At 72.2% G+C, this 14,582-nt stretch carries 15 protein-coding genes; 8 read left to right on the forward strand and 7 right to left on the reverse strand.

Annotated elements, in window-relative coordinates:
• Positions 1 to 14 precede the first annotated feature (14 nt).
• Both OG782_RS11230 and OG782_RS11235 read right to left on the reverse strand, forming a co-directional pair.
• Entirely contained in the window at positions 15 to 956 is a 942-nt protein-coding gene (locus OG782_RS11230; RefSeq protein ID WP_406449860.1) for a sirohydrochlorin chelatase, read from the reverse strand.
• Positions 957 to 1,124: 168 nt separating this feature from the next.
• The gene (locus OG782_RS11235; RefSeq protein ID WP_406449861.1) at positions 1,125 to 1,955 is read right to left on the reverse strand and encodes a Cof-type HAD-IIB family hydrolase; all 831 of its coding nucleotides are present in this window, start codon (positions 1,953 to 1,955) and stop codon (positions 1,125 to 1,127) included.
• Positions 1,956 to 2,077: 122 nt separating this feature from the next.
• Here OG782_RS11235 and OG782_RS11240 point away from each other — a divergent pair, with 122 nt between their 5' ends.
• Complete coding sequence (locus OG782_RS11240; protein WP_406449862.1) at positions 2,078 to 2,812, forward strand: vancomycin high temperature exclusion protein; 735 nt, start codon at positions 2,078 to 2,080, stop codon at positions 2,810 to 2,812.
• 28 nt (positions 2,813 to 2,840) lie between these two features.
• On the opposite strand, the gene cutA is transcribed toward OG782_RS11240, so the two are convergent.
• Positions 2,841 to 3,179 carry a divalent-cation tolerance protein CutA gene (cutA, locus tag OG782_RS11245; protein WP_406449864.1) on the reverse strand — a complete coding sequence of 113 codons (339 nt, stop codon included), beginning with the start codon at positions 3,177 to 3,179 and terminating at the stop codon, positions 2,841 to 2,843.
• 69 nt (positions 3,180 to 3,248) lie between these two features.
• Positions 3,249 to 3,890, reverse strand: coding sequence for an NADPH-dependent FMN reductase (locus tag OG782_RS11250; RefSeq protein WP_406449866.1), 642 nt, complete (start codon positions 3,888 to 3,890; stop codon positions 3,249 to 3,251).
• A gap of 88 nt (positions 3,891 to 3,978) precedes the next feature.
• On the opposite strand from OG782_RS11250, the gene OG782_RS11255 reads away from it, so the two are divergent.
• The 4 genes from OG782_RS11255 (at position 3,979) to OG782_RS11270 (ending at position 7,298) form a co-directional block, all read left to right on the forward strand.
• Positions 3,979 to 4,779, forward strand: coding sequence for an aminotransferase class IV family protein (locus tag OG782_RS11255; protein WP_406449868.1), 801 nt, complete (start codon positions 3,979 to 3,981; stop codon positions 4,777 to 4,779).
• A 114-nt stretch (positions 4,780 to 4,893) separates the two neighbouring features.
• Positions 4,894 to 5,355, forward strand: a complete 462-nt coding sequence (locus tag OG782_RS11260; protein ID WP_406458988.1) for a DUF5990 family protein — start codon at positions 4,894 to 4,896, stop codon at positions 5,353 to 5,355.
• Positions 5,356 to 5,732: 377 nt separating this feature from the next.
• Complete coding sequence (locus tag OG782_RS11265) at positions 5,733 to 6,539, forward strand: hypothetical protein (protein WP_406449870.1); 807 nt, start codon at positions 5,733 to 5,735, stop codon at positions 6,537 to 6,539.
• Positions 6,540 to 6,674: 135 nt separating this feature from the next.
• Positions 6,675 to 7,298, forward strand: a complete 624-nt coding sequence (locus OG782_RS11270; RefSeq protein WP_406449872.1) for a class F sortase — start codon at positions 6,675 to 6,677, stop codon at positions 7,296 to 7,298.
• Positions 7,299 to 7,313: 15 nt separating this feature from the next.
• Here the strand turns inward: OG782_RS11270 and OG782_RS11275 are convergent, their stop codons facing one another.
• On the reverse strand, positions 7,314 to 8,102 hold the full coding sequence (locus tag OG782_RS11275) for a sulfite exporter TauE/SafE family protein (RefSeq protein WP_406449873.1): 789 nt from the start codon (positions 8,100 to 8,102) through the stop codon (positions 7,314 to 7,316).
• A gap of 304 nt (positions 8,103 to 8,406) precedes the next feature.
• On the opposite strand from OG782_RS11275, the gene nirB reads away from it, so the two are divergent.
• From nirB to OG782_RS11290, 3 genes are all read left to right on the forward strand, one after another.
• Positions 8,407 to 11,001, forward strand: coding sequence for a nitrite reductase large subunit NirB (gene nirB, locus OG782_RS11280; RefSeq protein ID WP_406449875.1), 2,595 nt, complete (start codon positions 8,407 to 8,409; stop codon positions 10,999 to 11,001).
• Positions 11,001 to 11,372: a nitrite reductase small subunit NirD gene (gene nirD, locus OG782_RS11285; RefSeq protein ID WP_406449877.1), complete on the forward strand. Its 372-nt coding sequence runs from the start codon at positions 11,001 to 11,003 to the stop codon at positions 11,370 to 11,372. The genes nirB and nirD overlap by 1 nt, the downstream gene beginning before the upstream one ends.
• A gap of 172 nt (positions 11,373 to 11,544) precedes the next feature.
• A complete protein-coding gene (locus tag OG782_RS11290; RefSeq protein ID WP_406449879.1) occupies positions 11,545 to 12,711 on the forward strand; it encodes an alkaline phosphatase PhoX in 1,167 nt (388 codons plus the stop codon).
• Positions 12,712 to 12,765: 54 nt separating this feature from the next.
• Here the strand turns inward: OG782_RS11290 and OG782_RS11295 are convergent, their stop codons facing one another.
• The gene (locus OG782_RS11295) at positions 12,766 to 13,182 is read right to left on the reverse strand and encodes a VOC family protein (protein WP_406449881.1); all 417 of its coding nucleotides are present in this window, start codon (positions 13,180 to 13,182) and stop codon (positions 12,766 to 12,768) included.
• Positions 13,183 to 13,341: 159 nt separating this feature from the next.
• Complete coding sequence (locus OG782_RS11300) at positions 13,342 to 14,361, reverse strand: ArsR/SmtB family transcription factor (protein WP_406449883.1); 1,020 nt, start codon at positions 14,359 to 14,361, stop codon at positions 13,342 to 13,344.
• Between the last annotated feature and the right edge of the window lie 221 nt (positions 14,362 to 14,582).

The raw sequence follows: 14,582 nt of genomic DNA on the forward strand, positions 1-14,582 counted from the left end.
GCCGACAGCACGGCTCAGGCGGAGGCCAGGAATCGTGTGTTCATCAGGGTTTCGTGCGCGGGTGCGCCGCCCGCCCTTGCCTGGTCATAGCGGTGGAGCAGCAGCCGTGCCATCGCCGGGTGGGCGCCGAGCGGGGCGGCGGCGATCCAGGGGGCGGCGGCCGCCGCGGCCGAGGCGAAACGCCCGGGGGCGGTGAAGTACGAGGCGACGGCGACCCGTCGGCGGCCGCGGGCGGCCAGTGCGCGCAGGGCGGCGGCGACGGTGGGCGTCGCCGCGGAGGCGTACGCGGGCAGGACGGGCACCCCGCCGAGCCGTTCGCTGAGCAGCTGCGCGGTACGGCGGGTGTCGGCGGCCGATTCGGGGTCCCGGGATCCGGCGGCGGCCAGCACCACGGCGCTGTTGCGGTTCCCGTCGTCCGCGGACCGCCAGCCCGCATCGGTGAGCCGGCCGTGCAGCGCCTCGACCAGCAGCGGGTGCGGTCCGAGGGGTGCGGCGGTACGGGTGCGCAGGGCGGGGGCGCCGGCGACGGCCCGCGGGATGTCCTGCTTCACGTGGTGGCCGCGGCCCAGCAGCAGCGGTACGAGGACGGCCTCGCCGCTGCCGAGGCCGTCCAGGGTCTGCGGGAGGAGGGGTGCGTTGAGCTCGATGTGTCCGAGCCGGACGTCGAGCCCCGGCCGCAGCTCCCTCACGCGGTCCAGGAGCTCCGTCACCGTGCGCAGCGCCTGCGGGTCGCGGCTGCCGTGGGCGACGGCGACCAGGGCGGGGGCGGCGGGGACCAGGGGGCTCACGTCGCTGTACGGGGGCTGCTGCCGGGTGCGGTGCATGGGCCGTCGGGTTCCGTTCAGGGAGACGAGGCTGAGCTGGGTGCCGAGCTGAGCGGTGATGCGGGTCAACAGTTGCGCCGTGCTGTCGATGGGCAGGGAATCCGGGGGACGTTCCGGTGCCGACTCCGTCATGGACCGATGGTGCCGGGCGCAGGTTGCCGCGTCGTTGCGTGCCGGTCACGGGTGTTTGCCGCGGCCTCACGGGGAGCCCCGGCCGGCTGTCAGGTGGCGGGCAGGGGCTCCGGCGATCTGCAGGCTGTCAGGTGGCGGGCGGGGACAAGGGTTGGGGCTCCCGGTGCGTCAGCCGGCCGCCCCGGGGTGGGCCTGGCCGGCGAACAGCCGCTCGATGACCTGGGCGACCCCGTCCTCCTCGTTGGACAGGGTGTGCACCGGCACGGCGGCCAGCACCGCCGGGTGCGCGTTGGCCATCGCGTAACCGGTGCCCGCCCAGGCCAGGGCGGTGAGGTCGTTGGGCATGTCGCCGAACGCGATGACCTCGGTGGCGTCGATGCCCCGTCCGGCGCACAGCATCGCCAGGGTGCCGGCCTTGGTGACGCCCTGCGCGCTGATCTCCAGCAGCCCGCGCCCGCCCGAGTGGGTGAGCTGTACCTCGTCGCCCGTGCCCTGACGGGCGGCGGCCAGCAGGGTGTCCGCGTCGAGCCGGTCCGACCAGGCGAGCAGCTTGGTGACGGGGGCCTCGGTGAGCCACAGGTCGGCGAGGGACGGTACGGGGAGTTCGGCGCCGGCGTCCTCGGACAGACGCAGCCGGTAGGCCGGTTCGTACAGCACGTGGTTGCCGGTCTCCAGCGCGAAGCCCACCTCGGGCACCGCGGCGGCGAGTGCGGTGGCGACCTGCCGGGCGGTGGCCAGGGGCAGGGCGCGGGAGGAGACGACGGTGCGGGTCACGATGTCGTACACGAGGGCCCCGTTGCTGCACACCGCCGTGCCCACGAGGCCGGTGGCCTCGGCGAGCCGGTCGACGAAGCGTGGCGGCCGGGCGGTGACGATCACGATCTCCGCTCCGGCGTCCTCGGCCGTGCGCAGGGCGCGCAGGGTGCGGGGCGAGAGGGTGCCGTCGTTGCGCAGAAGGGTGCCGTCGAGATCGGAGGCGATCAGCCGTGGAAGCAACATCGGCCGATGCTACGCGGCGCGATTCACCGCCCTCGTGGAGAACCCTTTCGGCCGTTCGAACGTCCAGTCATGAAGGGGGACAGCACGTCACGGCACAGGACAAACAGGAACAGGGGGCTCCCATGCGGCTGAGGCCAGGGGGCGGACGGGCGTCATGGGCGTGGTTGCGCGGGACCGCCGCCCGGTTGCGGCCGCGGCTGCCGCGGACCCGGCGGGGACAGCGCCGGGCCGTGCAGGTGGTGATGGCCGCCTGTGTGCTGGCCCTGGCGCCCGCCACCTGGATGTACACCGTCGCCGACGCCCGGGTCAGGACGACGGCGAGCGCGCCGGCGCAGCAGGTCGCCGTGGTGTTCGGCGCGGGGCTGTGGGACGGGAAGCCGTCCCCGTATCTCGCGAACCGGCTGCGGGCGGCGGCCGAGCTGTACCGGGACAAGAAGGTGAAGGTCGTGCTGGTGACCGGTGACAACAGCCGGGCGGAGTACGACGAGCCGGACGCGATGCGCACGTTCCTGGTCGCGCACGGGGTGCCGGACAGCAGGATCGTCAGCGACTTCGCGGGCTTCGACACCTGGGACTCGTGCGTGCGGGCCAGAAAGATCTTCGGCGTCGAGCGGGCCGTGCTGGTGAGCCAGGGGTTCCACATCCGGCGGGCGATCGCGCTGTGCCGGGCGGCGGGGATCGACGCGTACGGCGTCGGGGTCGACGCCGTACACGATGCGACCTGGTACTACGGCGGGACGCGGGAGGTGTTCGCGGCGGGGAAGGCGGCCCTGGACGCCCTGTTCGAACCGGATCCGCACTTCCTGGGGCCCCGCGAGCCGGGGGTGGCGAAGGCCCTCGCGGCGGATGAGCGGTGACGGTCCGGGACCGGCGCGGCGGCGGCCCTCAGAGCGAGGTGACCGGGGCCGTCTCGGCCGAGACCCAGCCGAGGTAGCGGGCGCTGCCCCGGAGCACCGGCAGGGCGATGATCTCCGGGGTGTCGTAGTCGTGCGCCTCCTGGAGGTGGGCCTCCAGCTCGTCGTACCGTTCCGCCGTCGTCTTGAGGAACAGCTGCCACTCCTCAGTGGTCTCGATGGCGCTCCGCCACCGGTAGACCGAGGTGACGGGCGCGGAGATCTGGACGCAGGCGGCGAGCCGTGCCTCCACCACGCCCTGTGCCAGGGCGTGGGCCTTTTCCTCGCTGTCCGTCGTGGTCAGTACGGTCAGCCATGCCGGCGTTGTCACCTTCGGTCTCCTCCGGGCAGTCAGCGGTCCCCCTCCCGCGATTGTCGGGCAACGGCCGCTGCCGCGCAGTCAGCCGCCGTACGGACGGACCTCCTTCGCGTCCCGCAGTGCCAGGCCCCACCAGACCAGCTGGTCCAGGAGCGCCTTCGCCGCGGCGTCGGGAACGGCCGGGTCGCGGTGCCTGCCCTCGTCGTCGAACAGGGCGCCGGCGTTGTGGAAGGAGACGGTGTCGCGGATCGAGACGGCGTGCAGTTCGGCGAAGACCTGCCGCAGGTGCTCGACCGCGCGCAGCCCGCCGGAGATCCCGCCGTAGGAGACGAAGGCGACCGGCTTGGCCTGCCATTCGGCGTGGTGCCAGTCGATGAGGTTCTTGAGGGGGGCCGGGTAGGAGTGGTTGTACTCGGGCGTGATGACGACGAAGGCGTCCGCGTCGGCCAGCCGGCCCGACACCTCGGCCAGCAGGGCCCGGTCCTCGGGGCCCGGACGGTAGGAGAGCGCGGCCGGGAGGCCGAGTGCGGCGACGTCGACCAGGTCGGTGCTGATCGCGGGGTGGCCGTCGGTCCGGGAGAGGAACCAGTCGGCGACGACGGGTGCGAACCGTCCTTCGCGGTTGCTGGCGAGGATGACCGCGACCTTCAGAGGAGTGTTCGCGGGCAGAGGAGTGTTCGCGGGCAGAGCGGTGGCCGTGGTTCCGGCTGCGGTGAGGTCCATGGGAAGAGGCTCATATATCAACCATGGTTGAGGTCAAGCGCGAACGACTTCCGCCCGCACGCCGTGCGTGTCGGCCTACGGTGAACGCATGACGACTCCAGCTGCCACATCTCTCCCCTACGCCGAGTTCGACGGGCATCCGGCCACCGAGACCGACCTACTGACGGCCGTTTTCTTCAACTACGGCCATTTCACCGCCATGCAGGTACGGGACCGCCGGGTGCGCGGCCTCGCACTGCATCTGGCCCGGCTGGACGAAGCCAGCCGCGAGCTCTTCGAACTCCCCCTGGACGGCGGGCGGGTGCGCGAACTGATCCGGCACGCGCTGGAGAGCTCGGGGGCGGTGGACGCCTCGGTGCGGGTGCACGGCCTGCGGCCGCCGGGTGCAGCCGAGACGACCGTCATGGTCACGGTGCGCGGCCCGGCGACGATGGCATCCGCCCCGAAGAGCCTGATGTCCGTCCCCTACGCCCGCGTCGTGCCGCACCTCAAGCGTCCCGGCGAGTTCGGTCAGACCTATTACGGGGAACTGGCCCGCCGCAGCGGCTTCGACGACGCCCTGCTGACCCTGCCCGACGGCGCGGTGACCGAGGGGGCGATCACCAACATCGGCTTCTGGGACGGCAGTCGCGTGGTCTGGCCGCAGGCCCCCGCCCTGGCCGGCATCACCATGGCGCTGCTGGAGCAGGAGCTGCCGGGCGCCGGGGTGCGGTCGCTGCGCCGGCCGGTGACGCTGGACGGTCTGGGGGCCTTCCGGTCGGCCTTCGTCACCAATGCGCAGGGCATGGCTCCGGTCGCCAGGATCGACGACACCGTGTTCACGGTCGACGAGGAGCTGATGAAGCGGCTGGGGGCGGCGTACGAGGCCGCTCCCCGCGACACCATCTGACCCACGGCTACGCCCACACCCCCTCCCCGTACGCCCCGCCGGCCCGGCCGCCCCGGAACCGCGAGGGGGGACCATGGACCCATGCAGATCCCCACCGAAGGCCCGCAGGCGCGCATGCAGATCCACATCGAGGGCTCACGCCTCCCCGGCCGCGCCTGCGGGCCCGGAAGCGACTTTCCCGGTTACGAGAACATCCATGTGGGCGTGCAGCGCAAGGACCGGCCCGGTGAACTCCTCGGCCTGCACCCCGGCGACGCCCCCGCGGCCCGCTGGACCCTGGACTGCACCGCCGCCGCGGGTCCGGACGGTATCGAGATCACCGGGCCGTACGTACAGAACCGGCTCGGCGGGCGCTTCGTCTACCTGTCGTGGGGCACGGTCGACGCGAACGGACTGTTCTCCATGTTCCGGCGGGCCAAGCTGATGTTCGCCGACATCGGGGCGGACGTCCTCGAAGCGGCCGTACGCTCCGGGCACCTCACCGCACGGCTGCCGCTCTCCGACGACCGGGGGCAGCCGCGCTGCGCCCGGATCCGGCCGCCCGTCATCGAGTGGTCCGCCACCGCACCCGGCTGAGCGGGACGCGGCCCGGCGCAGAACCGCCCCCTCCGGGCCCAGGGGGGGTGGGTCCGGAGGGGGCGGCGGCCGGGGGCGGCTGTGCGCACCGTCCCGTGGGGGGTGTGATGCGTGTGCCCGGCGTCGGCCGGGCCATGCATGTGACGTGCGCCACTTTTTCTGCGGGGGTCATCACCCGATCGGCACCGGATCGTGAAGGGCTGCGCGGCTGCCCCGCCATCACGGCTGTGACCTGCACACATGCCCGGTGGCAAGGAGGCGGCGCCGGTCCGGTCGGGTGAAAGCTGACTTGGTGTCAGCAGGCATGGGGGCCCGGCCGGCCGTTAGCTCGGGGCAAGGACACACCCGCCAGCGCCCCTTGCTCGGAGGAAACCCCCATGCGCAGTCCTGTTCGCCTCGTGACCGGCACCGCCGCCGCGGCTCTCGCCGCCGCCGCACTCGGCCTCAGCGCCGCCGCCCCGTCCGCGTACGGGGATGAGCTGGGGCCACTGGAGATCACTCCCGCGAGTGCCGCCCCGGGCACCACCGTCACCGTGAACACCACCGCCTGCGGCGGCGACACCGCCGCCACCGGTGATGCGAGCGCCCTGGATGCCTCCGGGTTCGCGCTGGCACCGGCCACCCTCAAGGAGGTCCTGGCCGGTTCGTTCCGGGTGCCGGGCAATGTCGAGCCGGGCCCGTACAGCATCGATGTGGCCTGCGAGAACGGTAAGCGGGCCACGGGTGAGATCGAGGTGAAGGCCGCGGGCACCGTGGGCCAGGACAGCGCCGCGGCGTCCTCGGACGAGGACTCCCCCGCCGGTGCCGGTCTGCCCTCGGACCTGTACGACTCCGAGGAGCGGGACTCCACCGGGCTCGACGAGGCCGAGGCCTCCGGTTCGGCCCTCGTGCCGGACGCCCCCACGAACCCGGGCCGCGGCGCCCCCACCGAGTATCCGAGTCCCTCGGACCACCAGAGCTCCGCCGGGCACGACAGTTCGTCCGGCGGCCACGAGACCCCCTCCGGCCACCACACCTCGGCCGCACCCACCGCCCCCACGGGGCATGTGAAGACCGGTATCGGCGGCAGCGTCGGACCGGACACCACCCAGATCGCGGCGGGAGCCGGCGTTCTCGCCGCGACCGCCGTCGGCGGAGCCTGGCTCCTGCGTCGCCGGGCGAGCGGCACGCAGGACGGCAGCTGACGGAGACTTCCACCTCTCCGTACCGCCTGGTTTCCGTCCCGGTGGCTTCGCGCCACCGGGACGGGACCGCTCCTTTTCCGGGGTCCTGTCCGGCCCCGGTCCGCCGGACAGATCCCCGTCACCCGGAGGACGACCGTGTCCCAGAAGGCCAAGGGCTGGCTGCTCGTCGTCGCGGCGCTGGCCGGTGTCTGGCTGATCCGGAACGGCGCCGACACCCGGCTGACCCCGCCGGCCCCGGCCTCCGCCGAGGCCTTCGCCGCCGGTCCCGCGCTGCTGCCCGGATCGCCGGTCGCCGAGCCGCTGCGGCCCTCGGCGCCCGTCCGCATCAAGATCCCCAGCATCCGGGTGGACGCCCCGATGATGCGGCTCGGGCTCGGCGCCGACGGCAGCCTCGACGTGCCTCCGGCCGGGAACACCGACATCGTCGGCTGGTACAAGGACGGCACCCCGCCCGGCGCCAAGGGCACCGCGATCGTCGCCGGTCATGTCGACAACGCCCAGGGCCCGTCCGTCTTCTACGACCTGGGCTCGCTGAAGAGGGGCAGCACCGTCGAGGTGCTCCGCCAGGACGGACGTACCGCCGTCTTCTCGCTCGACGCGATCGAGGTGTACGAGAGCGACGACTTCCCCGACCAGCGGGTGTACGGCGCCTCGGAGCACGCCTCGCTCCGGCTGATCACCTGCGGCGGCGGATTCTCCGAGTCGACGGGCTACGAGGGCAACGTGGTGGCGTACGCCCACCTCACCGACGTGCGCTGAGGGCCCCCGCGCCGGTCAGGCCTGCCACTGGTCGAAGGCGAGCTTCGCGACCAGCGAGAACACCACGACCAGCAGCACCCCGCGCACGAACTCGCTGCCCCTGCGCAGCGCCATCCGCGCCCCGAACAGCCCGCCCGCCAGGTTGAACACCGCCATCAGCGCGGCCAGCTGCCACATCACGTTGCCCTGGTAGGCGAACATCGCCAGGGCGCCGCCGTTGGTGCAGACGTTGACGATCTTGGCGGTGGCGGAGGCCGTCACCAGGTCGAGGTGGAGCACCGCGGTGAGCGCCAGCACCAGGAAGGTGCCGGTGCCCGGCCCGAACAGCCCGTCGTACAGGCCGATGCCGCCGCCCACCAGGACGATCGCGGTGACGGTGCGGGCCCGGGTGACCCGGGGGGCCGTACCGTCACCGGCCGCCCTGCCGAACTGGGGCCGCAGCATCACGAAGCCCGCGACCGCCAGCAGCACCACCATGATCACCGGGCGCAGCACCTCGCTGCTGATCCCGGCGGCGAAGAAGGCACCGGTCATCGATCCGGCCAGGGCCGCGAGACCGATCCGCAGCGCCGTGCCCACCTTCACCGGTGCCTTGCGCGCGTAGGTGACGGCCGCGCCCGAGGTGCCGACGATGGCGACGGCCTTGTTGGTGCCGAGGATCTGGGCGGCCGGGACGTGCGGCAGGCCGAGCAGCAGCGCGGGCAGCAGGAGCAGTCCGCCGCCGCCGACCACGGCGTCGATCCAGCCGGCCGCGGCCGCGGCGAGGCAGAGCACGACGAGAGTGGTCAGGGTGATGTCAGGCATGCTCGCGACCCTAAGGAAACGGCACGTGTCGCGTCCAACCGCCGCCGAAAGCTTGAGCCATTTCTGAGCTCGGCACCGCCGGCCCGCCCTCACAGGCGCCTTCCGCGGGCGCTGAGCGCAAGGTTCCTCCCGGGAAACAGCGGGGATCCGGACGGGTAACACCCCCCGGTCACGCTTCCTGTCATGAGGACACGGACGGAGAACACGGCGCGGGTGGTGGTGACCGGCGCCGGGACGGCGGGCGCACCGATCCCCGCCGAAACGTCCCTGCTCCACCTGCTCACCAACGACGGAGGCTCCTGAGATGCCGGTGTCCGCTTTCCCGACCGCCCACACCTCCACCGCGGCGGCCAAGAAGACCATCGTGGTCGTCGGGCACGGAATGGTCGGCCAGCGCTTCCTGGAGGCCCTCGCCGACCGCGGGCTGACGGCCACCGCGGGTGCCGCCCGGGTCGTCGTGCTCTGCGAGGAGCCCCGCGCCGCCTACGACCGGGTGCAGCTGACCTCGTACTTCTCGGGGAAGACGCCCGGGGACCTGTCGCTGGTCGAGCAGGGCTTCATGGAGCGGCACGGTTTCGAGCTGCGCGTCGGTGACCCGGCCGAGTCCCTGGACCGCGAGGCCCGCACGGTCACCGCGCGTTCCGGCGAGACCTTCCGATACGACACCTTGGTGCTGGCCACCGGCTCCTACCCGTTCGTCCCGCCCGTCCCGGGCAAGGACAGCAAGGGCTGTTTCGTCTACCGCACCATCGAGGACCTGCTCGCGATCGAGGAGTACGCGAAGACGGCGACGACCGGCGCGGTCGTCGGCGGCGGACTGCTCGGTCTGGAGGCGGCGGGCGCGCTGAAGGGGCTCGGACTCGACACGCACGTGGTGGAGTTCGCCCCCCGGCTGATGCCGGTCCAGGTCGACGAGGGCGGTGGCGCGGCGCTGCTGCGCACCATCGAGAACATGGGCCTGACCGTCCACACGGGCGTCGGCACCCAGGAGGTCACCGCGGGCGAGGACGGCTCGGTGAACGGGATGTCGCTCTCCGACGGCTCGTCGCTCGCCACGGATCTGGTGGTCTTCTCGGCCGGGGTCAGGCCCCGCGACCAGCTGGCCCGGGACTGCGGTCTCGCGGTCGGGCAGCGCGGCGGCATCGTCGTCGACGAGGAGTGCCGCACCTCCGACCCGGCGGTCTTCGCGATCGGCGAGTGCGCACTGGCATCGGACGGCCGGGTGTACGGCCTGGTGGCGCCCGGATACGAGATGGCGCAGACGGCCGCCGCGGTCATCGCGGGCAACGAGGCCTCGTTCACCGGCGCCGACATGTCGACCAAGCTGAAGCTGCTCGGTGTGGACGTGGCGTCCTTCGGTGACGCGCACGGCGCCGCCGAGGGCTGCCTCGACGTGGTGTACGCGGACTCCCGCTCCGGCGTCTACAAGAAGCTGGTGATCGGACAGGACGGCACACTGCTCGGCGGGGTGCTCATCGGGGACGCCGACCAGTACGGCACCCTGCGCCCGATGACGGGCACGGTCCTGCCGGTCGCCCCCGAGCAGCTGGTGCTGCCGGCCGGCGCGGGCGGCCCGGTCGCCCTCGGCCCGTCCTCGCTGCCCGACGAGGCCGTGATCTGCTCCTGCCACAACGTCACCAAGGGGGCGATCTGCGAGCACACCACGCTGCCCGAGGTGAGGAAGTGCACCAAGGCCGGTACCGGCTGCGGCAGTTGCGTCAAGGTCATCGGCCAGCTGCTCCCGCAGAGCCGGGACAAGGGCCTGTGCGGCTGCTTCCCGTACACCCGCAGCGAGCTGTACGAGATCGTCCGCACCCTGGAGATCACCTCGTACGCCGCGCTGCTCGACTCCCACGGCCGGGAGGCGGCGCGCGGGGGCGACGGCTGCGAGGTCTGCAAGCCCACGGTCGGTTCGGTCATCGCCTCGCTGGCGCCGACGGTCGGCGCGAGCGGCTATGTGCTGGACGGTGAGCAGGCGGCCCTCCAGGACACCAACGACCACTTCCTGGCCAACCTCCAGCGCAACGGCTCCTACTCGATCGTGCCGCGCATCCCCGGCGGCGAGATCACCCCGGAGAGGCTGATCGTGATCGGCGAAGTGGCCCGGGACTTCGGCCTCTACACCAAGATCACCGGTGGTCAGCGGATCGACCTGTTCGGCGCCCGCGTAGAACAGCTGCCGCTGATCTGGACCCGGCTGGTCGACGCGGGCTTCGAGTCGGGGCACGCTTACGGGAAGTCGCTGCGGACGGTCAAGTCCTGCGTGGGGCAGACCTGGTGCCGCTACGGCGTCCAGGACTCCGTGAAGATGGCGATCGACCTGGAGCTGCGCTACCGGGGCCTGCGCTCGCCGCACAAGCTGAAGTCGGCGGTCTCCGGCTGCGCCCGCGAATGCGCGGAGGCCCGCGGCAAGGACTTCGGGATCATCGCCACCGCCCAGGGCTGGAACCTGTACGTGGGCGGCAACGGCGGCGCCACCCCGCGCCACGCGGACCTGCTCGCCCAGGACCTTTCGGATGCCGAACTGGTGCGCCTCATCGACCGGTTCCTGATGTTCTACATCCGCACGGCGGACCGGCTGGAGCGCACCTCGACCTGGATGGACCGGATCGACGGCGGTCTGGAGCACGTACGGGACGTCGTCGTCCACGACTCGCTGGGACTCTGCGACGAGCTGGAGCGGCTGATGGCCGACCACGTGCGCGGCTACCGCGACGAGTGGGCCGAGACCATCAACGACCCGGAGCGGCTGCGCCGCTTCGTCACCTTCGTCAACGCACCCGACGCACCCGACCCGTCGGTGAAGTTCGTCCCGGAACGCGACCAGGTCAAGCCCGACCTGGACATCCTCGCCGGCCCGGTTCTCGCCATCCGCACTCTTGAAGGGACCGCCTCCTGATGACGACCCAGACGATGAACGGGACGATGGAGACCGCGCAGGACACCCGGGTCATCCGGCTCGCCGCCGGGGACGACTGGCTCACGGTCTGCGACCGCTCGCTGCTGACACCGGGACGCGGGGTCGCCGCGCTCCTCCCGGACGGCCGGCAGGTCGCGCTGTTCGTGGACCGGGCGGGGCGGACGTACGCGATCGACAACCGGGACCCGTTCACGGGGGCGTACGTCCTGTCGCGCGGCCTGGTCGGTTCGGACGGCGGACAGCCGTTCGTCGCCTCGCCGCTCCTGAAGCAGCGCTTCGACCTGGCGACGGGTGCCTGCCTGGACGACGACGAGGTGTCGGTGCCGGTCTTCGAGGTCCGTGCGGACTGACGGGACCGGGACCGGTCCGCGCGGACCGAACGATCCGGGACCGGTCCGCCGGACCAGTCCCGGTCTGTTCACCACGTGTTGACGCCCCGTCAACTGTGTCCCCCTACTGTCCTGACGTTCGACCCGCCGGGCCGACCGGACCGGCGGGCCCTCACTCACCCGTGGAGTGATCGTGGAACGTCGGACCTTCTTGCGCACAGCGGTGATCGGCGGCTCGGCGGCGGCCTTCGGCGGCACCCTGTGGCGGGGTGCCGCCTTCGCCGGCCCCGCCCAGCCGGCCACCGGCCCCTATGGCGCGCTGCAGTCGGCCAACGGCAACGGCATCCTGCTGCCGAGCGGCTTCACCAGCCGGATCGTCGCCCGCTCGGGGCAGACCGTCCCCGGCACCTCGTACTCCTGGCACAGCGCACCCGACGGCGGCGCCACGTTCGCCGACGGCAGCGGCTGGATCTACGTCTCCAACGCCGAGGTCTCCTCCGGCAGCGGCGGCGGGGCGAGCGCGGTGCGCTTCGACTCCTCCGGAACCGTCACCTCCGCGTCCCGGATCCTGTCCGGCACGAACAACAACTGCGCGGGCGGCCGCACCCCGTGGAACACCTGGCTGTCCTGCGAGGAGGTCAGCCGCGGATTCGTGTACGAGACGGACCCCTGGGGTGTGAACGCCGCCGTGCAGCGCCCCGCGCTGGGCCGCTTCAAGCACGAGGCGGCCGCGGCCGACCCCGACCACGGGTACGTCTACCTCACCGAGGACGAGACGGACGGGCGCTTCTACCGTTTCCGTCCCACCACCTGGGGCAACCTGTCCGCCGGCACCCTTCAGGTCCTGGTGGCGGGCACCGGCACCTCGGGCCCGGTGACCTGGACGACGGTCCCCGACCCGGACGGCTCGCCCACCCTGACCCGCTACCAGGTCTCCGGCGCCAAGGTGTTCAACGGCGGCGAGGGCTGCTTCTACGCGGCGGGCACCTGCTGGTTCACCACCAAGGGCGACAACCGGGTGTGGGCCTACGACGCGAACGCGTCCAGCCTCTCGCTCGTCTACGACGACTCGCTGGTCACCGGCGGCAGCGCCCCGCTGACCGGCGTCGACAACGTCACCCGGTCCGTCTCGGGCGACCTGTACGTCGCCGAGGACGGCGGGAACATGGAGATCTGCCTGATCACTCCGGACGACACCGTCGCCCCGTTCCTGCGCATCAACGGCCAGTCCGGCTCGGAGATCACCGGCCCGGCGTTCTCCCCGGACGGCACCCGGCTCTACTTCTCCTCGCAGCGCGGGACGAGCGGCAGCTCGACCGGCGGCATCACCTACGAGGTCACGGGGCCGTTCCGCGGCTGAACCCCCCGGCTGTGCGGCGCCTTCCACGGCGCCGCACGGCCGGCTCGTGGTTCATCAGGCCTGGCCGCCGGCCTCGGCCGCCGACGGGTCCATCCAGATGACCTCCCAGATGTGGTGGTCGGGGTCCTGGAAGGACCGGCCGTACATGAAGCCGAGGTCCTGGGTGTCGTTGGCCGGCGATCCGCCGGAGGCGAGCGCCGTGTCCACCAGCTCGTCCACCTTCTCGCGGCTCTCCGCGCTCAGCGCCAGGATCACCTCGGTGGACTTCGAGGCGTCCGCGATCTCCTTCTTGGTGAAGTCCTTGAAGCGCGGCTCCTCCAGGAGCATCGCGAAGATCGTGTCGCTGATGACGAGACAGCCGGTGCGCTCGTCACTGAACTGCGGGTTGAAGGAGAAGCCCAGTTTGCCGAAGAAACCCTTGGAGGTCTCGATGTCCTTGACCGGCAGGTTCACGAAAATCATCTGAGGCATGGCCGTCCCGCTCTCTCGGTGGTGTCCTGTGTGCGTTTCCCGAACGCGTTACGACAGGTAGACGCCGGGGCCACCGGGAACTCATCGGCGCCGGACGAAAAATCCTTCCCGCGCCGAGTCCTGCGGAAAACCTCCCGGGCGGGCCGCATCCCCGCGGGGTCAGGACAGGGCGAGCGGCGCACCGCCCCGGAGCAGCGAGCCGCCCAGGGGCGTCAGCGTGTGCAGGACCGAGCTGCCGTGGCGCAGGGTGTGCACGAGGCCCGCCTCGCGCAGTACGCAGGCGTGCTGGCTCGCCGAGGCGAGGGAGACCCCGGCCCGGCGGGCGAGCTCGCTGGTCGTGCAGCCGTCGCCGATGACCCGCAGGACCGTCGACCGGGTGTTGCCCAGGAGCCGGCCGAGCCAGGGGCCCGGTTCGGCGAAGACCGGGGCGCCGGGGTGGGTGACCGGGTAGACGAGCACCGGCGGGAGCAGGGGGTCGCGCAGGACGACCGGGGTGCCGCGGCAGAAGTACGACGGCTGGAGGAGCAGCCCGCGCCCGTCCAGGTGCAGTTCGCGGTCGACCGGGTAGTCCGCCTCCAGTACGGGCGCCCGCCAGCGGATCACCGGCGGGAGCGAGGCGAGCAGTTCGTCGGCGCCGCCGTCCAGCAGGGCACGGCCGCGGACCGCGCGGTCGGCCTCGACGGCGGACTGGATATGGGGCCAGTACGGCTCGACGGCGGCGCGGTGATAGCCGCGCAGGGCCCCTATGAGCCGGCCCAGGGGCTCGGCGCTGCCGTCGCCCAGCTGTTCCGGCCGGACCGGCCGGACGGCCCGCCGGGCCGACGCCGCACGGCCGCCGGCCGCTCCCTGGGTGCCCACCATCGCGAGTTCGGCCTGAAGCCGCTCGGGCGGGGTCTCGCGCAGGGCCTCCATTCCGGCGGTGAAGTCCAGCGGATCCACACCGTCCCGGGAAGGCGTCAGAAAGTCGGGAAAATAGCCGCGAGATGGAACCAGGGTGGACAGCAGGCGCGCTTCACCATTCAGCCGCGGGCGGGTTTCCGCACGCCATTTCCCGAAGACCGTGGAAGCTCTGCGGTCCCTCAGCCGGTGAAAACTGAGAATGGTCTCCCACAGCGCGTCGGGCCCTGAGGCCATCCGCACCTTGGAAAGGTCCCACCCGGATACATGGATACGCAGCACCGAACTCCCACCCCTTGCACGTGCAATTACCCCCGCGTAAGAGTATGTGACCGGTAACAGCACGTCACCACGGAGTTTCGGCCAGAGGTGAAACGTCTCGCCCCGGCCTGCCGTCACCCGAAAGGCTGTACGACGTCGGGTGCGATTCCGGAGCCACCGGAAGAGCGGGTGAAGGCCGTGGGGGGTTTTGCTCGTTCGGCGGCGGTTGGCAATGGTGCGGC

Source organism: Streptomyces sp. NBC_00876 (genome assembly GCF_045207435.1).
Lineage (GTDB): Bacteria > Actinomycetota > Actinomycetes > Streptomycetales > Streptomycetaceae > Streptomyces.

Coding starts and splice junctions, on each gene's coding strand:
- OG782_RS11275 (WP_406449873.1), bottom strand. CDS start 8,102: ATGCCTGACATCACCCTGACCACTCTCGTCGTGCTCTGCCTCGCCGCG.
- OG782_RS11250 (WP_406449866.1), bottom strand. CDS start 3,890: ATGGACCTCACCGCAGCCGGAACCACGGCCACCGCTCTGCCCGCGAAC.
- OG782_RS11235 (WP_406449861.1), bottom strand. CDS start 1,955: ATGTTGCTTCCACGGCTGATCGCCTCCGATCTCGACGGCACCCTTCTG.
- nirB (WP_406449875.1), top strand. CDS start 8,407: ATGCCGGTGTCCGCTTTCCCGACCGCCCACACCTCCACCGCGGCGGCC.
- OG782_RS11230 (WP_406449860.1), bottom strand. CDS start 956: ATGACGGAGTCGGCACCGGAACGTCCCCCGGATTCCCTGCCCATCGAC.
- OG782_RS11295 (WP_406449881.1), bottom strand. CDS start 13,182: ATGCCTCAGATGATTTTCGTGAACCTGCCGGTCAAGGACATCGAGACC.
- OG782_RS11255 (WP_406449868.1), top strand. CDS start 3,979: ATGACGACTCCAGCTGCCACATCTCTCCCCTACGCCGAGTTCGACGGG.
- OG782_RS11240 (WP_406449862.1), top strand. CDS start 2,078: ATGCGGCTGAGGCCAGGGGGCGGACGGGCGTCATGGGCGTGGTTGCGC.
- nirD (WP_406449877.1), top strand. CDS start 11,001: ATGACGACCCAGACGATGAACGGGACGATGGAGACCGCGCAGGACACC.
- OG782_RS11260 (WP_406458988.1), top strand. CDS start 4,894: ATGCAGATCCACATCGAGGGCTCACGCCTCCCCGGCCGCGCCTGCGGG.
- OG782_RS11265 (WP_406449870.1), top strand. CDS start 5,733: ATGCGCAGTCCTGTTCGCCTCGTGACCGGCACCGCCGCCGCGGCTCTC.